The sequence below is a fragment of the Erwinia persicina genome, from assembly GCF_014838825.1.
Classification (GTDB): domain Bacteria; phylum Pseudomonadota; class Gammaproteobacteria; order Enterobacterales; family Enterobacteriaceae; genus Erwinia; species Erwinia persicina_A.
In genome coordinates this window covers 51036-70330 of the sequence record NZ_JACYMO010000003.1, presented here as the reverse complement: position 1 = coordinate 70330, position 19295 = coordinate 51036, and the positions used below count along the sequence as shown (strand labels likewise).

Below are 19295 nucleotides of genomic sequence, written 5' to 3'. Positions count from 1 at the left end.
AGAGCCAACGCACCCATAGCCTGATGTATGACGGAGAATGCTCCCCTAAATAATTCAGGTTAGGGCAGGCGGCCACGCAGCACATCCCCGGGAGCGTACATCAGTACGTGACTGGGGTGCGCGAGGAAAGCCAACGCACCCATAGCCTGAAGTATGACGGGGATTAGCTGGCCTGGCGGGTCTCGTGACTACGACGATATGCCACCAGGTCTTCGATGGTCACAACCGGCATATTGTGCTGTTTGGCAAACACGATAGCTTCCGGCGCGTGCGCCATGGAACCATCGTCATTGGTCAATTCACACAGCACGCCTGCCGGCTTGAAGCCTGCCAGCGTCACCAGGTCGATAGTGGCTTCGGTGTGACCACCGCGGGTCAGCACGCCACCGGCACGGCCGCGCAGCGGGAATACGTGCCCCGGACGATTCAGATCGTCTGGTTTCGTGTCATCTGCGATTGCCGTACGGATGGTGGTCAGACGGTCGGAAGCCGACACGCCGGTGGTGACGCCTTTCGCGGCTTCGATGGTCACGGTAAAACCGGTGCCGTAGGCGCTGGTGTTATCTTCAACCATCATCGGCAGCTCAAGCTGCTGCAGACGTTCTTCGGTCAGGCACAGGCAGACGATACCGCTACCGTGACGAATGGTGAGCGCCATCTGCTCAACGGTCATGGTTTCCGCAGCGAAGATCATATCACCTTCGTTTTCACGATCTTCATCGTCTAAGACCATCACACCGCGGCCTTCGCGCAGCGCCTCGATGGCACGGGTTACACGCTGTTCAGGCGTGCCAAATTCAGAAAGTAGCGACTGATTCATGGTAAATAAACCTTAATAAATGTATGGGTTACCAGAACCAGGGCGTGCTTAGGAGTGTCATGCAGTGACAAAAAAATAACGCGAGGCAGGCAAAAGCCCGTCATGATCCGTTACTCTCTCCCATCCGGACTTTAACCGTCGGCCCCGGAATTACACCGGATCTGCTGTCCTTCAGGAGTGATCCTGAAGCGCTCGCGGGCTTTCAGCAAACGCTGATTTACCGCCGGTGGGGAATTTCGCCCCGCCCTGAGAATAAGCAAATTCATCATAACGCTGAAAAAGTGACAGAGCAACGAACAAAACGGGCAAATTGATATCCATTTTTTCGCTTTGGCGTTTTCAGGTTTATACCTGAGCCATCTGGCATTACACTAAGATCAAATTCGCTGCTATCAGGAAGCCGCTATGCTTGACCCAAAAAAAATCGAACAGCTTGCCCGTCAGGTTCATGAGTCCATGCCGAAAGGTATTCGTGAGTTTGGCGATGATGTAGAGAAGAAAATCCGTCAGACGCTGCAGGCTCAGCTGACCCGTCTGGATGTGGTGAACCGCGAAGAGTTTGACGTACAGACTCAGGTGCTGCTGCGCACCCGCGAGAAGCTGGCCGCGCTTGAACAGCGTCTGGCCGAACTGGAAAGCCGGGTCTCTCCGGCTCCGGTTCCTGCGGTGACCGAGCCAAAAGCAGCGGAATAAGTGACAACGCAGTATACGGCTGCCCTCCCCGGGCAGCCGTCGACGATTAGTGGTTCCCGGTTCCCGAGATAATCGTTTTGATGATATTACTGGTCGAAATACCGTCTTCGAAATTGAGCACCCGCACGTCACCGCCGTTAGCCCACACTTCTTTACTGCCGGCAATCTCTTCCGGCTTGTAGTCGCCGCCTTTGACCAGCAGATCGGGCAGAACCTCAGCAATCAGGCGCTGCGGGGTGTCTTCTTCAAAGCCAATCACCCAGTCCACCGCTTCCAGCGCACCCAGCACGATCATACGATTGATCAGCGGGTTAACCGGACGGGTTTCGCCTTTCAGGCGGCGGGTTGACGCGTCGCTGTTAACCGCCACAATCAGCCGGTCGCCCAGCTTACGGGCATTGGCCAGGTAGGAGACGTGTCCGGCGTGAAGAATGTCGAAGACGCCGTTGGTCATCACCACTTTCTCGCCACGCTGACGGGCTTTCGCCACCTCAGCAATCAGCTGCGCTTCATCCATCACGCCAAAACCGGATTCCGGGCGGGCGCGGATCGCATTTTCCAGCTCGACCGGGGATACGGTAGACGTCCCCAGCTTGCCGACCACGACACCGGCCGCCGCGTTGGCGAGGAAACAGCTCTCCTCGAGGGTATTACCGGCCGCCAGCGCCGCCGCCAGCACGCCGATCACCGTGTCGCCTGCCCCGGTGACGTCAAATACTTCCTGGGCCTGCGTTGGCATATGGAACGGGGCTTTACCCGGCTGCAGCAAGGTCATACCGTGCTCTGAACGCGTCACCAGCAGCGCAGAGAGCGCATGCTGTAACATCAGTTTCGTGCCGCGCTCAACAATCTCGTCTTCGCTCGTACACTTGCCGACTACCGCTTCGAATTCGGAAAGATTCGGCGTCAGCAGCGTTGCGCCGTGATAGCGTCCAAAGTCGGTGCCTTTCGGGTCGACCAGCACCGGAACACCGGCTTTACGGGCCAGGGCGATCATCGTCTCCACGCTGGCCAGCGCACCTTTGGCGTAGTCTGACAGCACCAGCGCACCTATTTTCGGCAGCGACTGTTCGATGCGCTCGTGCATCGGTGCCGGATCGACGCCTTCAAATCCCTCTTCGAAATCAAGGCGGATCAGCTGCTGATTACGGGACAACACGCGCAGTTTGGTAATGGTCGGATGGGTCGGTACCGGGACAAAATCACACTGCACGTTGACACCGGTGAGGGTCGCACTCAGCGCACGCGCGGCGTCATCAACGCCGGTCAGCCCCACCAGCCGTGACTGCGCGCCCAGTGCAGCAATATTCATGGCGACGTTAGCGGCACCACCCGGACGCTCCTCCACGTGATCGACTTTTACCACCGGTACCGGTGCTTCAGGTGAAATACGGCTGGTCGGGCCGTGCCAGTAGCGATCCAGCATCACATCGCCAACCACCAACACACCCGCACGCGTAAAATCAGGCAGTGTAATTTTCATTCCAGAGACTCCAGACTGCAGTAAAAATGAGTGCGCGCGATAATAGCACAATAGTGTCAGTGACTAATCATCGCGTCTGCACGGTAATATCAGGCCCCCAGCCATGTCTGCCAGCTGGCATTCACCACCGCTTTTTCACGGGCATAAGCGTCTTCTTCGACATGCCCCGGCAGCTCCTGTAAGGCCAGATGGTGCAGCGCATCGCGCAGCGTGACATAGGCATGGGTCAGCGCTTCCGACTCGGCGGCCGCCATTTTGCCGCTGTTGGCCAGCAGCTCAAGAATGCGCACATTATCAGACCAGCGGGTGAGCATCGGATCCTGCGCAGCGTAGCGCAGCACCAGATACTGGGTAATGAACTCAATGTCGGTAATACCGCCGCGATCGGCTTTGATATCCCAGCGCCCCTTATGCTTGTGGCCGAGGTGGGCGCGCATCTTCTCGCGCATTTCACGCACTTCCGTTTTCAGTGCTTCAGGCTCACGCGGTAGCGACAGAATACCGCGTCGGATCTGGTCGAATCGCTGGCTCAGGGCGGCATCGCCAAAGACGATGCGCGCCCGCACCAGGGCCTGATGCTCCCAGGTCCAGGCCTCATGCCGCTGATATTCATCAAACGCATCAAAGGTGCTGACCAGCATCCCCGCCGCACCGGACGGACGCAGGCGGGCGTCGACTTCATAAAGAATGCCAGAGGAGGTGCGCGTACTGAACAGGTGCATGACGCGCTGCGCCAGACGCAGATAGAACTGACGGCCGTCAATACTGCGCTCACCCAGCGTCACCGCGTCCGACGGACAGTCGTGCAGGAACACCAGATCAAGGTCAGAACTGTAGCCCAGCTCCCAGCCCCCCAGCTTGCCGTACCCGACCACGGAGAAACCGCGTTCATCGTCACGCGTCAGGTGGGAAGGTCGTCCGTAGCGCAGCACCATCATATTCCATGCCTGCTGCACCACGGATTCAATCATCGCTTCCGCCAGCCACGTAAGGTGATCGCTCACTTTCATTACCGGCAGGGTCTTGGCAATATCCGCCGCCGCAATGCGCAGGTGCTGCGCCTGCTTAAACTGGCGCAGGGCTTCCAGCTGCTGCTCTTCATCCTCTTCCGGAATGCGCAGCAGATACTGACGCAGCTCATCGCGGTAGGCATCGGTTGCCGTGGGCTGATAGAGGGTGGCCGGATCGAGCAGTTCATCCAGCAGCAGCGGATGCCGCGCCAGCTGGCTGGCGACCATCGGGGAAGCGGCACACAGGCGAATTAAGTGTTTCAGCGCGCCCTGGTACTCTGTCAGCAGCTCCAGATAGGTGCTGCGGGTAACGACACCCAGCAGCAGCGGAGTCAGGCGACCGAGGGTCACCGGGGCATCATCGCGCGGCACCACTTCACTGAGCAGGCGCGGCATCAGCTGGTCCAGCGCATGGCGGCCGCGCGGGCCGATCGTTCGCTTATCCACATCCTGACGAAAATCGGTGATAGTGCGCAGCAGATGCTGGCGGGCGGTACCATCAAGATGCGGCACCAGCGGCTCCAGCTCGGTTTCTTCCAGCTGATCCTGCCACAGCACGCCATACTCCCCGGCTTCACGGTTATCGCCGTGTTCCGGGGCATCGTCACCGATCAAATCGTCAAAGATGGTGCGCACCGCCAGCATATGCCGGTCGAGCGCATCCTGTAAGGCCGTCCAGCCGGCAAAGCCCATTGCCCAGGCCAGACGCGCCCGATCCAGCTCGCCGCCCGGCAGCGTCTGCGTCTGCTCATCGCTGATGCTTTGCAGCAGGTTTTCCAGACGCCGCAGGAACAGGTAGGCATCGTGCAGCTGGGCGACCTGTTCTGATGACAGCAGATTTAGCTGGCCTATGGCCTCCAACGTCGGCAGCAGGGAGCGCAGCTGAAGCGAACGCTCGCGACCGCCACGTATCAGTTGGAACACCTGGACAATAAATTCGGTTTCCCGAATGCCGCCCGCGCCCAGTTTGATGTTATCCCTCAGCCCGCGTCGCCGTACTTCCCGGGCGATCATACTTTTCATATTTCGCAGCGACTGGATCACACTGAAGTCAATATAACGGCGGAAGACAAACGGCCGCAGCATCTGACGCAGCTCTTCACTCCAGCGGTCATTGTCGCTGCCCATCAGACGCGCTTTGACCATCGCATAGCGTTCCCAGTCGCGCCCCTGTTCCTGGTAATAATCCTCCAGCGCGGCAAAACTCAGCACCAGCGGCCCGCTGTCACCAAAGGGACGCAGGCGCATATCCACGCGATACACGAAGCCGTCGGCGGTAGGCTGATCCAGTACTTTGATCAGGCGCTGGCCAAGCCGGGTAAAGAACTGGGCGTTATCCAGCTCGCGCCGTCCGCCCCGGGTCGTGCCGTTTTCCGGCCAGGTGAAAATCAGATCAATATCGGAAGAGAAGTTAAGCTCACCGCCCCCCAGCTTGCCCATGCCGAGGATTAACAGCGGCTGCGGTTCCCCGGCGGCGTTCATCGGGGTGCCAAAATCGCGGCAGCAGGCCTGCCAAAGCCAGTCGCGGGCGGCAACAATCAGGGTTTCCGCCAGCTCACTCAGCTGCCGCAAAGACTGCTGCGTATCACTGATCGCCAGAGTTTGCATCCAGGCAATGCGCGTCAGCATATGGCGGCGGAACAGGCGCAGCTCACGCATCAGCGTGTTCTCATCCTGCACGTTCGCCAGCTGTGCCTGAAGCCAGAGGGGATAATGGTGCCATTCATCCTGCTGCGGTGGCTGCTGCCGGAGCTGCTGCCACCAGGCGGGATATTTTGTCAGGTTATCACTGATAAAATCGCTGAACGCCAGCACCGCCTGCTGCGCTGCGGAGGCATCGCTGAATAATGGATCAAGCAACGCGCTCTGCTGCTGCATGACGACCGGCAGTGGCTGAGTTAATGATGGCACCATACAATAAACACTCCCTATAGAATCGAATGACCCCGCAACGGGTTAAAGGCTGCCATTTTTCCAGAAAGCCGCCTGTTTCAGGGCCTGCTGGCGGTGGCCATCCAGCCAGACTTCCTGCTGTTTCACAATCGCTTCCTGCAGCTGCTTCCAGCTCTGTAGCCAGGCGTTGACGGCCGCCGGATCGTAGGCACCCGCCAGCAGATGCACGGCCAGTACCTGACGATGCAGGCGCGTCAGCTTGTCCTGATACTCACCCGAATGGTTTAGATGGGTGAAGGTCTCTTTCAGGTCGGCGGCAATGCGGCCCAGCATGATGTCGCTAAAGCGTTTGAACGACCCCTGCAGCTTGGTATCTGCCTTTTGATCGACAAACTGACGCCAGCGTTCAGTGGCTATCCAGTGAGTAAGCGCTAACTGCGTTTGCAGCCAGAGCGGGCTGAAACAGATCCGCTGCGCTTCAGGATTGTCTTCAAGCAGCGCCTCTTCCAGCTGAGTCAGCTTCTGACGCAGCTCACTGCTGGCCTTGCGCGGCACCAGCGCACCGTACAGTGAGAAGGTCTGACGCAGTACTTCCAGCGCATCCTTCACCTCATGCAGCGCGGCGGCGTTACCGCGCAGCCACAGCTCTTCATGATACTGCCACTGGGTTAATGCCAGCAGGAAGGCCGCCCGCATCCCCTCTTCTACCGTTGCCTTCGGTCTGACCTTCAGCAGTGGCACCGGACGTAAGGCTCGCGGGAGATCGCCCTGGGCCAGTGCATACCCACGCGCCGCTTTGCTGAGGCTGCCCAGCCGCAGGCCTTCAATCGTCGCCAGTTCGGCGGCAAAGGCCAGCAAATCGTCACGCTGGCCACTTTTCAGCTCCAGCTCCACTTCCATCAGCGGCTCGCTACGTTCACCAGCGATCACTTCTCCCCGGTCAAATGCAACTTCAATCTCGCTTTGCAGGTAAGTGACCACCCACTTCTCGCGTGTAAAATGGGTGCTAAACAGCGCAGCGAGTTGCGTTTGCAGGGCCGCCACATCCGTCCCGGCGGGCCAGACATCGGCTGGTAACTGCTGAATATCCAGCGTCGGTGCTGCCAGTGCAACGTTATATTCCGGGCGCTGATGCAGCCCCCCGATAGTCTGACCGGCGGTTTTCAGCGTCATTTCATAGCGGTCACCAAAGCCACGAATACGCAGCCCCATATCCCAGCGCCGCAGCTGACTGTCAGCCGTTTCGAAGTAAATATTGGTCAATGCCTGACCGGCGGAATGCTGATGTGGCCAGGCGGTAAGCTTACTGGCAATTTTTTCGGCCGCTTCTGGAACGGCAATGAACTTTAATTCGATTTCTATGGTCATAATGTCTTATTTACGTCGTTAACGGCTGAGTAAACGGTTAAGGTATCTGATAATGCTCGCAAAGATGGCGGGCGATCGTACTGCTATAGCCACCAAGAATAATGCACAAGAGACAACACTGTCTCTGCTTTATTACGCTTTCGCGCACAGCGTCTCAAGCCGCCTGAGACCAGGATAGTTCTCATTCAGCTTTGTGTGAGGCCGTTCCAGACTGTGCAATTACATTTTTACAGCCCTTATGCAAAAAGAGTTCGAATGAAAATCACTCACCTCATTGGTCTGACTTTGCTCACGATGAGCGCTGCGGCAACCGTCCACGCCGAAGAGAAACGCTACATTTCCGACGAACTGACCACCTGGGTCCGCAGCGGGCCGGGTAATGATTATCGTCTGGTTGGCACCTTAAACGCTGGCGAAGAAGTGACGCTGTTGCAAACGAATGACAACAGCAAATATGGCCAGATCCGTGACAGCCAGGGCCGTACGACCTGGATCCCTCTGACGCAACTCAGCCAGCAGCCCAGCCTGCGCACCCGTGTGCCCGAACTGGAACAACAGGTCAAAGTCCTGACGGCCAAACTGGCCAATATCGACGGTAGCTGGAATGAACGCACCGCCGATATGCAAAAAAAGGTGGCGGGAAGCGACAACGCCATTAACAGCCTGAAAGAAGAAAATCAGCAGCTGAAAAACCAGCTTATCGTGGCCAAGAAGAAAGTCGACGCCGCCAATGTTCAGCTTGATGACAAACAGCGCACCATTATCATGCAGTGGTTTATGTACGGGGGTGGCGTGGCCGGCGTCGGCCTGCTGCTGGGCTTGCTGTTACCGCATATGATCCCGCGCAGGAAGAAAAGCGACCGCTGGATGAACTGACCAGACTGGCGCGACACCCGAGGGTATCTGCGGATGCCCTTTTTGCGTTGCCCGCAATTTATCATTCATGCAACATGAATGTTATAGTGTGACAATTCATGTTCAGTTTATTCTGACCCGCAGCCTTTGGAGACCCCAGTGAAAACATACCTTGTCGGTGGCGCCGTGCGTGACGGACTGCTGAATTTGCCGATAAAAGACAAAGACTGGGTGGTGGTGGGTGCCTCTCCCGCGCAGATGCTGGCACAGGGCTTTGAGCAGGTTGGCCGTGACTTCCCGGTATTTCTCCACCCGGACAGCCATGAAGAGTATGCGCTGGCCCGCACCGAGCGTAAGTCCGGCAGCGGCTATACCGGTTTTGTCTGCTATTCCGCACCGGATGTTACCCTGGAGCAGGATCTGGCCCGCCGCGATCTGACGATTAACGCCATCGCTCAGGATGCCGCTGGTCACTATTATGATCCCTACGGCGGGCGGGAAGACCTGGAAAATCGGGTCTTGCGCCACGTCTCTGAAGCCTTCAGTGAAGATCCGCTGCGCGTACTGCGCGTGGCGCGCTTTGCGGCCCGCTATGCCCACCTTAACTTCCATATTGCCGGTGAAACCCTGGCGCTGATGGCGTCAATGGCGAGCAGCGGCGAACTGGCGCATCTGACGGCGGAGCGCGTCTGGAAAGAGACGGAAAGTGCGCTGCAGACGCAAAATCCGCAGGTGTTTTTCCAGGTGCTGCGAGACTGCGGTGCGCTGGCAGTGCTGTTCCCGGAACTGGATAACCTGTACGGCGTTCCGGCTCCGGCAAAATGGCATCCGGAAATCGACACCGGGGTTCATGCGCTGATGACGCTGGCGATAGCCGCACAGCTCAGTCCCGAGGTGGATATCCGTTTTGCCACGCTGTTTCACGACGTGGGCAAGGCGCTGACGCCTCCGGAGAAGTGGCCAAGCCATCACGGGCATGGCCCGGCAGGCGTGCCGCTGGTGGCCGCCCTGTGTGAACGCCTGCGCATTCCCAATGCCACCCGTGATCTGGCGCTGTTAGTCACCGAGTTTCACGATCTGGTGCATACGGTACAGAATCATCCGGCGGCTACGCTGGTGGCGCTGTTTGACCGGCTGGACGCCTGGCGTAAACCGCATCGCGTAGAGCAGATTGCCCTGACCAGCGAAGCCGATGCCCGCGGGCGGACCGGTTTCGAAAATAATCCTTATCCGCAAGGCGATTACCTGCGCGAAGCCTGGCGGGTGGTGCAGTCGGTATCGACCAGAGAGGTGGTAGAGGCAGGATTCAAAGGGGCGGAAGTGAGGGAAGAGCTCACGCGCCGCCGGGTGGCGGCGCTGGAGAACTGGAGAGCCCTGTAGCATGGCCGGGGTCAGGCAGGCCTGCCCCCGTTCAGCTTACAGAACAAACACCGCGTAGACCGCAGCGGCCACGATAAAGCGGTAGATGGCAAACGGTATAAACGAGATGCGCTTGATAATGTGCAGGAAGCTCTTAATCGCAATCAGCGCCACGATAAACGCGGTGACAAAGCCGACGGCAAACATCGGGAAGTCAGCCATCGTCAGGAAGCCCATGCTCTTGTAGAGATCCAGGCCGGTGGCCCCCATCATCATCGGTACAGCAAGGAGGAAGGAGAACTCCGAGGCAGCATAGCGGCTGACGCCCATCAGCATCCCGCCAGAAATGGTGGCACCCGAGCGGGAGAAGCCCGGCCATAGCGCCAGACACTGGAAGCAGCCAATGATAAACGCCTGACGATAGGTAATGTCGTCCACGCCAACCGCCTTAGGCTGCTTAGGCTTCAGCAATTCTGCCGCGATCAGCAGCACACCGCCCACCACCAGCGCGTACATCACGTTGACCGGATTAAACAACGTCTTAATTTTGTCGTGCAGCAGCAGGCCAATCACCACCGCCGGCACCATCCCCAGCAGAATATGGATCAAGGTCAGTTTACCCTGCCCGACTCCTTCGTGTTTCATCTCACCGAAGTGAATGCCAATCAGGCCAAACAGACGACGCCAGAACATCACCACAACGGCGAGAATCGATCCGAGCTGAATGACAACTTCAAAGGTCTCCGCCTTCTCACCTTCAAATCCCAGCAAATGACCGACAATGATCATGTGTCCGGTAGAAGACACGGGGAGAAACTCCGTCAGCCCCTCAACAATCCCAAGTATTGCTGCCACCCATAGCTGATGAATATCTGCCATCAAATCTGCCCCTAACCCTGTTAAAACCATTAAAAAGGCGGTCGCTTAACGCTCCCGCCCATTGTGCCCTGACATCATCAGGGCAACCTTAAGACAGAGCATAATGTGGTTTGGTTTCATTGTGATGGCAATCAAAATGGAATTATTTCGGATTAGTCCCGCGTTCAATGATGACACCGACCTGCAACGCCTGGGCGACAGCCCCGGGTTTACTGACTTTAATTCGCACCCACGGCGAAGCGAAACGGGTCAGCAGCAGCGTAGCAATTTCTTCTGCCACGCGCTCGACCAGGGCAAACTTACCCTGAGCGACATGGTGAATAATGGCTTCTGATACATCAGCATAGCTGAGGCAGTCGTTAACATCATCACTGGCAGCGGCCTTGCGGTTATCCCAGGCCATTTCGACATCGAACACCAGCTTCTGCTGAATCGTTTGTTCCCAGTCGTAAACGCCAATGGTGGTGATAACCGACAGTTGATCAATAAATACGATATCCATGTTATGTCTCTCTGTTTTTGTGGTTGCCGGATACCATCGCCGGCGGTTTATGCGTATTATCCACAGATGCTGACTTTAAGACGACCCCAACAAGACGGAACGGTGTTATGAGTGTATTCGCGCTTGGCATGATCATTTTCGCTTATCTGTGTGGCTCTGTCTCCAGTGCGATTCTGGTCTGCCGACTGTTCGGATTGCCAGACCCACGCCACAACGGATCGGGTAATCCCGGAGCCACCAACGTGCTGCGCCTCGGTGGCAAAGGTGCGGCCATTACGGTACTGGTGTTTGACGTATGCAAAGGGATGCTGCCGGTGTGGCTGGCCTATCACCTCGGCCTCACGCCGTTGTATCTGGGTCTGACCGCCATTGCCGCCTGCCTTGGCCATATTTATCCGGTGTTCTTCCACTTCAAAGGCGGTAAAGGGGTGGCGACAGCCTTTGGGGCGATCGCACCGATCGGCTGGGATCTGACTGGCCTGATGACCGGTACCTGGCTGCTGACTGTACTGTTGAGCGGGTATTCATCGCTGGGGGCGATTGTCAGCGCGCTGATTGCGCCCTTCTACGTCTGGTGGTTTAAACCGCAGTTTACCTTCCCGGTTGCGATGCTCTCCTGCCTGATCCTGTTACGTCATCATGACAATATTCAGCGCCTGTGGCGCGGGCAGGAAAATAAGATCTGGAAGAAGAAAAAGAAGAAAACGCAGGGGCCGGAAAAGTCCTGACCCCGTGGAGGATTAAATCGCCGGCAGTTCAGACAGCGGCCAGCGCGGGCGAACCGTCACGCTGAGTCCGGCGGGGGTATCACCTTTCAACCGCACCATTCCGGCATAGGCGATCATCGCGCCATTGTCAGTACAGAACTCAGGACGGGCATAGAACACTTCCCCGCCGCGCTTCTGCATCATCTCCGCCAGCTTGCTGCGCAGCGTGCGGTTCGCGCTGACGCCTCCGGCAATCACCAGACGTTTGAAACCGCTCTGATCGAGCGCACGCCGGCATTTAATAGCCAGTGTATCCACCACCGCATCTTCAAACGCCCGCGCAATATCAGCGCGGGTCTGATCGCTGTCGTCGTTATCGCGAATGGTATTTGCGGCAAAGGTCTTCAGGCCTGAGAAGCTGAAATCCAGCCCCGGACGATCGGTCATCGGTCGCGGGAAGACAAAGCGTTTTTCTACCCCCTGCTGTGCCATTTTTGACAGCAGGGGGCCGCCGGGATAGTCCAGCCCCAGCAGCTTGGCCGTTTTATCGAACGCTTCACCAGCCGCATCATCTACCGACTCACCCAGCAGAGTGTATTCCCCCACACCGGTAACGCTGATGAGCTGCGTGTGCCCACCGGACACCAGCAGAGCAACGAATGGAAAAGCCGGTGGATTCTCTTCCAGCATGGGTGCCAGCAGGTGGCCTTCCATATGATGCACGGCGATGGCCGGCACATCCCAGGCAAACGCCAGCGAGCGGCCAATGGTCGCCCCGACCAGCAGAGCACCCACCAGGCCAGGACCGGCAGTATAGGCGACAGCGTCAATATCTTTCGCCTGCAGTCCGGCTTCCTGAAGCGCCGCCTGGATCAACGGCACGGTTTTCCGCACGTGATCGCGCGAGGCCAGTTCCGGCACCACGCCACCGTAATCGGCATGGAGTTTGACCTGGCTGTAAAGTTGATTGGCGAGCAAACCGGCAGCATCGTCGTAAATGGCAATACCGGTTTCATCGCAGGATGTTTCAATTCCGAGAACACGCATGGCTTTTTTTACCTCATTCTTGCGGCGCGCAGTGTAGCATGAAGGCGCATATCCGCTCCGGTAATTTACCTGCCGGGCGATTACGCATTGAGCAATAAGGTGTTTTTTTTCGCACCAGGCCAGGAGGATTCGTGTATAATCAGTCCCCTGAAAAAAACCGGCAGCCGCACAGGCGTATCTGTTGGTTACTTAATGCTATGGTGCTTTACAACGAAGCCTGTGTTGGAGTAAAATTCCGCACCATTTTGAAATGAGCTGGCACCGATGTCAGCAGCAAAACCGAATTTATCGAGGTGAGAGTTACATGCCGGTAATTAAAGTACGTGAAAACGAGCCATTCGACGTTGCACTGCGTCGCTTCAAGCGTTCTTGTGAGAAAGCAGGCGTTCTGGCTGAAGTTCGTCGTCGTGAGTTTTATGAAAAACCTACTACCGAACGTAAGCGCGCTAAAGCGTCTGCAGTAAAACGCCACGCGAAGAAACTGGCTCGCGAAAACGCACGCCGCACTCGTCTGTACTAATATCCTGAGGGGTCACCCTCACGCTTCACAGACAAGTTAGTAGTATTCAGGCCGTGCTTCCGAAAGGAATGCGCGGCTTGTTGTCGTTTATGAACCAAAAATAGACCCTACAGCGGAATTCCCTGTAACGCACTGTTTTGGTTCATAAACGTCAATACAGCCAGGCGCTGAAAAACCGCCAACGCAGCCAGACGCAGAAAGATGAAGGGAGCTATCCCCAATAGATTTCGGTGTCTGGCAAGGCGGCAATGGCATGAATCCCCGGGAGCTGACATCAGTCAGTGACCGGGGTGAATGACAGCAGCCAACGCAGCCAGACGCAGAAAGATGAAGGGAATTATCCCCAATAGATTTCGGTGTCTGGCAAGGCGGCAATGGCATGAATCCCCGGGAGCTGACATCAGTCAGTGACCGGGGTGAATGACAGCAGCCAACGCAGCCAGACGCAGAAAGATGAAGGGGATTTATGGCTGGACGCATTCCACGCGTATTTATCAATGACCTACTTGCGCGCACGGATATCGTGGATCTTATTGATGCCCGGGTAAAGCTGAAAAAGCAGGGCAAGAATTACCACGCATGCTGTCCTTTCCATAATGAAAAAACGCCCTCTTTTACCGTTAACGGTGAAAAACAGTTTTATCACTGCTTTGGCTGCGGTGCGCACGGCAACGCCATCGACTTCCTGATGAACTACGATCGGCTGGAGTTTGTGGAAAGCATTGAAGAGCTGGCCACGCTTTACGGGCTGGAAGTGCCGTACGAAAGCGGCAGCGGCCCCAGCCAGCTCGAACGTCATCAGCGTCAGAGCCTGTATCAGCTAATGACGGGGCTGAGTGAATTTTATCAGCAGTCGCTGACACAAAGCACGTCATCTGCCGCGCGCGACTATCTGTCTCAGCGTGGGCTGAGCGACGACGTAATAAAACATTTCTCTATCGGTTTCGCCCCGGCAGGCTGGGATAATGCGCTCAAACGTTTTGGCCGTAATCCCGATGACCGCCAGTCACTGATCGATGCCGGGATGCTCGTCACCAACGAGCAGGGCCGCAGTTACGATCGCTTCCGCGAACGGGTGATGTTCCCTATCCACGACAAGCGTGGGCGGGTGATTGGTTTTGGTGGCCGCGTGCTGGGTGACGCAATGCCAAAATACCTTAACTCACCGGAAACCGATATTTTTCACAAAGGTCGCCAGCTATACGGCCTGTATGAAGCACTAAAAAACTATCCGGAACCCACTAAACTGCTGGTGGTCGAAGGCTACATGGATGTGGTGGCGCTGGCTCAGTTTGGCGTGGATTATGCGGTGGCTTCCCTCGGTACTTCCACCACGGCAGAGCATATCCAGCTGCTGTTCCGCTCGACCAATACGGTGATCTGCTGTTATGACGGCGACCGTGCAGGCCGCGAGGCCGCATGGCGGGCGCTGGAAACCGCGTTACCTTACATGAATGACGGTCGTCAGCTACGCTTTATGTTTCTGCCCGACGGTGAAGACCCGGATACGCTGGTGCGTAAAGAGGGGAAAGAGGCATTTGAAACGCGGATGGAGCAGGCAATGCCGCTCTCCACGTTTTTGTTCGACACCCTGATGCCTCAGGTGGATTTGCGCTCCCCGGATGGACGAGCGCAGCTCAGTACGCTGGCGCTGCCGTTAATCAGTCAGGTGCCGGGTGAGACATTGCGCATCTACCTGCGGCAGGAACTGGGTAATAAGCTGGGCATTCTTGATGACAGCCAGCTGGAAAAGCTGATGCCGAAGCAAGCGGAAAATGCGAAACCGCCCGCGCAGCCTCAGCTAAAACGCACAACCATGCGTATACTTATTGGGCTGTTGATACAGAATCCGCAGCTGGCGATGATGGTGCCCTCTCTGGAAGGGCTGGAGCAGTCAGAATTGCCGGGTTTTCCGCTGTTCGTTGAGTTAGTAAGCACTTGCGCAGCACAACCTGGCCTGACCACCGGACAGCTACTAGAATTATATCGCGGAACAAAATTTAGCCAGAGCCTTGAAACCCTGGCAACATGGAACCACATGATCGTAGATGACGAAGTGGAAACCATGTTTAAGGACGCGCTGGGCAGTATGTATGACAACGCGCTGGAACGCAGGCTTGAAGATTTGATCGCCCGCGACCGCACGCACGTCCTGAGCGCAGAAGAGCGTCGCGAGTTCTGGACGCTGAGCCAGGCGCTGAAGAAACAGTAAATGAATAAGGTTTTGACCTTATTACACAAAATTCAGAGACGTTATCGGCGCAGTCAGTTTGGACACCACCTGCGCGCAGCACCCGGAGCGTACTGAAGTACGTGAGGACTGCGAGCACAGCCGGGGTTCAAAATGGCAAGTGCGATAGCCTCGACAACGATCAAAGCGGCTTAAGTGCCGAATTCGAGTCAGGTAGACCCTGACGGCCGCCATGACGGGCAGCGGCAATAATCCAAACGCCCTCACTGTTATTGTTGGCATGTTAGCCGACCCGACACCAATCTAATTTAACAGAAGTGTGGATACCGTCTTATGGAGCAAAACCCGCAGTCACAGCTTAAGCTACTTGTCACCCGTGGTAAGGAGCAAGGCTATCTGACCTATGCCGAGGTCAATGACCATCTGCCGGAAGATATCGTCGACTCCGATCAGATTGAAGACATCATTCAGATGATCAACGACATGGGCATTCAGGTTGTAGAAGAAGCGCCTGATGCCGATGATCTGATGCTGAATGAGAACAATAACGACACGGATGAAGACGCTGCCGAAGCGGCTGCTCAGGTATTATCCAGCGTAGAATCTGAAATCGGACGTACCACCGACCCGGTGCGCATGTACATGCGTGAAATGGGGACGGTTGAACTGCTGACGCGTGAAGGCGAGATCGATATTGCCAAACGCATCGAAGAGGGTATCAACCAGGTACAGTGTTCCGTTGCTGAATACCCTGAAGCGATTACTTACCTGCTTGAGCAGTACGACCGTGTTGAAGCGGGCGACGCTCGCCTGTCCGATCTGATCACCGGTTTTGTCGACCCGAATGCCGAAGCAGAGATCGCCCCTACTGCGACTCACGTGGGTTCTGAACTTTCCGCTGAAGAGCGTGATGACGAAGAAGAAGACGAAGAGTCTGACGACGACAGTTCGGACGATGACAACAGCATCGACCCGGAACTGGCGCGTGAGAAATTCAATGACCTGCGCGTACAGTACGAAACCACCCGCACCGTCATTAAAGCGAAAAGCCGCAGCCACGCTGATGCTATTGCTGAGATTCAGAATCTGTCCGACGTGTTCAAGCAGTTCCGCCTGGTGCCGAAGCAGTTCGACTTCCTGGTCAACAGCATGCGCACCATGATGGATCGCGTCCGTACTCAGGAACGCCTGATCCTCAAGCTGTGCGTAGAAATCTGTAAGATGCCGAAGAAGAACTTCATTACCCTGTTCACCGGCAATGAAACCAGCGAAACCTGGTTCAAAGCGGCACTGGCAATGAATAAGCCGTGGTCAGAGAAGCTGAACGATGTGTCAGATGACGTACACCGTAGTCTGATGAAGCTACAGCAGATCGAAACGGAAACTGGCCTCACGATTGAACAGGTAAAAGACATTAACCGTCGTATGTCGATCGGCGAAGCGAAAGCGCGCCGTGCGAAGAAAGAGATGGTTGAGGCTAACCTGCGTCTGGTTATCTCTATCGCCAAGAAGTACACCAACCGTGGTCTGCAATTCCTGGATCTGATTCAGGAAGGTAACATCGGTCTGATGAAAGCAGTGGATAAGTTTGAGTATCGCCGTGGGTATAAGTTCTCAACTTATGCCACCTGGTGGATCCGTCAGGCGATCACCCGTTCGATCGCTGACCAGGCGCGTACCATCCGTATTCCGGTGCATATGATTGAGACAATTAACAAGCTCAACCGTATTTCGCGCCAGATGCTGCAGGAGATGGGCCGAGAGCCGACGCCTGAAGAGCTGGCGGAGCGTATGCTGATGCCGGAAGATAAAATCCGCAAGGTGCTGAAAATTGCTAAAGAGCCTATCTCTATGGAGACGCCGATTGGTGATGATGAAGATTCACATCTGGGTGATTTTATCGAAGACACCACGCTGGAGCTGCCGCTGGACTCTGCCACGTCAGAAAGCCTGCGTTCTGCCACGCACGACGTGCTGGCCGGTCTGACCGCGCGTGAAGCCAAAGTACTGCGTATGCGTTTCGGTATCGATATGAATACCGACCACACGCTGGAAGAAGTGGGCAAACAGTTCGACGTAACGCGTGAGCGTATTCGTCAGATTGAGGCGAAAGCGCTGCGTAAGCTGCGTCACCCTAGCCGCTCTGAAGTGCTGCGCAGCTTCCTCGACGATTAAGCGGATCGGCGCGATAAGATGGCTCCTCAATGAGGGGCCATTTTTTTTAATGAAAAACTATATTCCCCGCGCCTTGAGCGCCAGATCCAGCTCCGCATAGGCTGCCGTCAGCGCATCCTGTGACGCCCGGTTCAATCCGCTCGGATTAGGCAGCACCCAGATTTCCGTATTCCCCATCGTCAGCGGCTGCCTGCCCCACTCAACCTTGCTGCGCCGGAACGCCTGCTGATAGGCCTGTTTGCCCAGCACCGCCAGTGCGGCAGGCTGGTAGCGCTCAATCTTTTCCATCAGCGCCTGCCCGCCGCTGCGCAGCTCACTACCGGCCAGTTCGGTGGCGACCACCGTGGGCCGCTCAACCAGCATGGTGATGCCACAGCCGGTCTCCAGCAGTTGCTGTTCCTGCTCCGGGCGGAGCTGCGTCCAGGTGAACCTGGCCTGAAAAAGGGTTTTCCAGAAGCGATTGCCGGGATGGGCAAAATGATACCCGGTATGGGCAGAGGACTTGCCCGGGTTGATGCCGCAGAACAGCACCCGCAGGCCGGGCTGAATAATATCGGTGATGCCGTGCGCTTCCACGATCGGAGGTCTCCCTGACAGCAGGCCCCCGGTACGGGAGCCCGTTGAACAATCATAACGCAGCGATGACCGCTGCGGTAATCTCTTCCGTTTTCATCCCGCGATCCGGCTGATGCTGCACCGTCACCGTTTCCACCGCGCGAAGAATGGCTCCCGCCGCATCCGTCTCGCCCAGATGCTGCAGCATCATTGCCGCCGACCAGATGGCGGCAATCGGATTGGCAATGCCCTGTCCGGCAATATCCGGCGCGGAACCGTGCACCGGCTCGAACATGGAAGGGACTGACGGATCGGGATTGAGGTTAGCAGAAGCGGCATAGCCCAGGCCGCCCTGAATGGCCGCGCCGAGATCGGTGAGGATATCGCCAAACAGGTTGGAGGCGACGATCACGTCCAGGGTTTCCGGGTTCATCACCATGCGCGCCGCAATAGCGTCAATATGGTAGCGATTAACCGTCACATCCGGGTAGTCACGAGCAACCTCTTCGGTGACCTCGTCCCACATCACCATGGTGTACTTCTGCGCGTTCGATTTGGTCACCGACGCCAGCCGCTTACTGCGCTGCTGCGCCATCTCAAAGCCGTACCGCAGAATGCGCTCCACACCGCGCCGGGTGAAAATCGACGTTTCGACCGCCACCTCGGCCGGAGTGCCCTGATGAATGCGCCCGCCGGCACCGCTGTACTCGCCTTCGGTGTTTTCACGAATGCAGAGAATATCAAACTCACTTTTACGCAGCGGCCCCTCCACCCCTGCCAGCAGGCGGTGGGGGCGCACGTTGGCATACAGGTCAAACTGCTTGCGGATCGGCAGCAGCAGGCCGTGCAGCGACACGTTATCCGGCACCTTTTCGGGCCAGCCGACGGCTCCCAGCAGCACAGCATCAAACTGGCTCAGGGTACGGATGCCGTCTTCAGGCATCATTTCTCCGTGCTGCAGATAATACTCACAGGACCACGGGAACGTCTCACCGCTCAGGGCAAAACCAAAGCGACCGGCACTGTGCTCCAGCACCTGCCATGCGGCTTTCGTCACGTCCACGCCGATGCCGTCACCGGGGATCAGGGCTATTTGATAGCTTTTCATGACACTCCTTCGATTAATAAGATAACCATCAGAATGACATCTTCGCCCAGGTGACGCATTTGTGCTGCTTTTTTCATGTGGCGCAGCGGCATAAGCTGCCGAATACGCCGACGGAGCAGCCGGCAGGAAC

The 19295-nt window shown here is 56.8% G+C and carries 16 protein-coding genes and 1 riboswitch; of the genes, 7 read left to right on the top strand and 9 right to left on the bottom strand.

The window, feature by feature from the left end; all coding sequences use genetic code 11:
• Nucleotides 1-163: 163 nt before the first annotated feature.
• Nucleotides 164-820, bottom strand: a complete 657-nt coding sequence (ribB, locus tag IFU29_RS09510; RefSeq protein WP_137270184.1) for a 3,4-dihydroxy-2-butanone-4-phosphate synthase — start codon at nucleotides 818-820, stop codon at nucleotides 164-166.
• A gap of 108 nt (nucleotides 821-928) precedes the next feature.
• Nucleotides 929-1078, bottom strand: a riboswitch (FMN riboswitch).
• 147 nt (nucleotides 1079-1225) lie between these two features.
• Between ribB and ubiK the strand changes: the two genes are divergently transcribed.
• On the top strand, nucleotides 1226-1513 hold the full coding sequence (ubiK, locus tag IFU29_RS09505; RefSeq protein WP_062744352.1) for a ubiquinone biosynthesis accessory factor UbiK: 288 nt from the start codon (nucleotides 1226-1228) through the stop codon (nucleotides 1511-1513).
• A gap of 46 nt (nucleotides 1514-1559) precedes the next feature.
• Here ubiK and hldE read toward each other — a convergent pair whose 3' ends face one another.
• The 3 genes from hldE to IFU29_RS09490 form a co-directional block, all read right to left on the bottom strand.
• A complete protein-coding gene (gene hldE, locus IFU29_RS09500) occupies nucleotides 1560-2996 on the bottom strand; it encodes a bifunctional D-glycero-beta-D-manno-heptose-7-phosphate kinase/D-glycero-beta-D-manno-heptose 1-phosphate adenylyltransferase HldE (RefSeq protein ID WP_191933721.1) in 1437 nt (478 codons plus the stop codon).
• An 89-nt stretch (nucleotides 2997-3085) separates the two neighbouring features.
• The gene (glnE, locus tag IFU29_RS09495) at nucleotides 3086-5920 is read right to left on the bottom strand and encodes a bifunctional [glutamate--ammonia ligase]-adenylyl-L-tyrosine phosphorylase/[glutamate--ammonia-ligase] adenylyltransferase (protein WP_191933720.1); all 2835 of its coding nucleotides are present in this window, start codon (nucleotides 5918-5920) and stop codon (nucleotides 3086-3088) included.
• 42 nt (nucleotides 5921-5962) lie between these two features.
• Nucleotides 5963-7267: a CYTH domain-containing protein gene (locus IFU29_RS09490; RefSeq protein ID WP_191933719.1), complete on the bottom strand. Its 1305-nt coding sequence runs from the start codon at nucleotides 7265-7267 to the stop codon at nucleotides 5963-5965.
• A 255-nt stretch (nucleotides 7268-7522) separates the two neighbouring features.
• On the opposite strand from IFU29_RS09490, the gene IFU29_RS09485 reads away from it, so the two are divergent.
• Both IFU29_RS09485 and IFU29_RS09480 read left to right on the top strand, forming a co-directional pair.
• Nucleotides 7523-8143, top strand: a complete 621-nt coding sequence (locus IFU29_RS09485) for a TIGR04211 family SH3 domain-containing protein (protein WP_191933718.1) — start codon at nucleotides 7523-7525, stop codon at nucleotides 8141-8143.
• A 138-nt stretch (nucleotides 8144-8281) separates the two neighbouring features.
• Nucleotides 8282-9502 carry a multifunctional CCA addition/repair protein gene (locus IFU29_RS09480; protein WP_191933717.1) on the top strand — a complete coding sequence of 407 codons (1221 nt, stop codon included), beginning with the start codon at nucleotides 8282-8284 and terminating at the stop codon, nucleotides 9500-9502.
• Nucleotides 9503-9538: 36 nt separating this feature from the next.
• Here IFU29_RS09480 and bacA read toward each other — a convergent pair whose 3' ends face one another.
• Together bacA and folB are read right to left on the bottom strand one after the other, a co-directional pair.
• Complete coding sequence (bacA, locus tag IFU29_RS09475) at nucleotides 9539-10360, bottom strand: undecaprenyl-diphosphate phosphatase (protein WP_191933716.1); 822 nt, start codon at nucleotides 10358-10360, stop codon at nucleotides 9539-9541.
• Between the two features lie 142 nt (nucleotides 10361-10502).
• The gene (gene folB / locus IFU29_RS09470; RefSeq protein WP_191933715.1) at nucleotides 10503-10862 is read right to left on the bottom strand and encodes a bifunctional dihydroneopterin aldolase/7,8-dihydroneopterin epimerase; all 360 of its coding nucleotides are present in this window, start codon (nucleotides 10860-10862) and stop codon (nucleotides 10503-10505) included.
• A gap of 107 nt (nucleotides 10863-10969) precedes the next feature.
• Here folB and plsY point away from each other — a divergent pair, with 107 nt between their 5' ends.
• Nucleotides 10970-11590 (top strand): glycerol-3-phosphate 1-O-acyltransferase PlsY, encoded by a 621-nt coding sequence (plsY, locus tag IFU29_RS09465; protein ID WP_191933714.1) that lies wholly within the window; start codon nucleotides 10970-10972, stop codon nucleotides 11588-11590.
• A gap of 12 nt (nucleotides 11591-11602) precedes the next feature.
• On the opposite strand, the gene tsaD is transcribed toward plsY, so the two are convergent.
• On the bottom strand, nucleotides 11603-12616 hold the full coding sequence (tsaD, locus tag IFU29_RS09460; RefSeq protein ID WP_191933713.1) for a tRNA (adenosine(37)-N6)-threonylcarbamoyltransferase complex transferase subunit TsaD: 1014 nt from the start codon (nucleotides 12614-12616) through the stop codon (nucleotides 11603-11605).
• 304 nt (nucleotides 12617-12920) lie between these two features.
• Here tsaD and rpsU point away from each other — a divergent pair, with 304 nt between their 5' ends.
• From rpsU to rpoD, 3 genes are all read left to right on the top strand, one after another.
• Nucleotides 12921-13136 (top strand): 30S ribosomal protein S21, encoded by a 216-nt coding sequence (gene rpsU / locus IFU29_RS09455; protein WP_001144069.1) that lies wholly within the window; start codon nucleotides 12921-12923, stop codon nucleotides 13134-13136.
• 466 nt (nucleotides 13137-13602) lie between these two features.
• Complete coding sequence (gene dnaG / locus IFU29_RS09450; protein WP_191933712.1) at nucleotides 13603-15348, top strand: DNA primase; 1746 nt, start codon at nucleotides 13603-13605, stop codon at nucleotides 15346-15348.
• A 312-nt stretch (nucleotides 15349-15660) separates the two neighbouring features.
• Nucleotides 15661-17502 carry an RNA polymerase sigma factor RpoD gene (rpoD, locus tag IFU29_RS09445; RefSeq protein WP_191933711.1) on the top strand — a complete coding sequence of 614 codons (1842 nt, stop codon included), beginning with the start codon at nucleotides 15661-15663 and terminating at the stop codon, nucleotides 17500-17502.
• A 57-nt stretch (nucleotides 17503-17559) separates the two neighbouring features.
• Here rpoD and mug read toward each other — a convergent pair whose 3' ends face one another.
• Both mug and IFU29_RS09435 read right to left on the bottom strand, forming a co-directional pair.
• A complete protein-coding gene (gene mug / locus IFU29_RS09440) occupies nucleotides 17560-18078 on the bottom strand; it encodes a G/U mismatch-specific DNA glycosylase (protein ID WP_191933710.1) in 519 nt (172 codons plus the stop codon).
• 52 nt (nucleotides 18079-18130) lie between these two features.
• Entirely contained in the window at nucleotides 18131-19165 is a 1035-nt protein-coding gene (locus IFU29_RS09435; RefSeq protein ID WP_191933709.1) for a tartrate dehydrogenase, read from the bottom strand.
• Nucleotides 19166-19295: the final 130 nt, after the last annotated feature.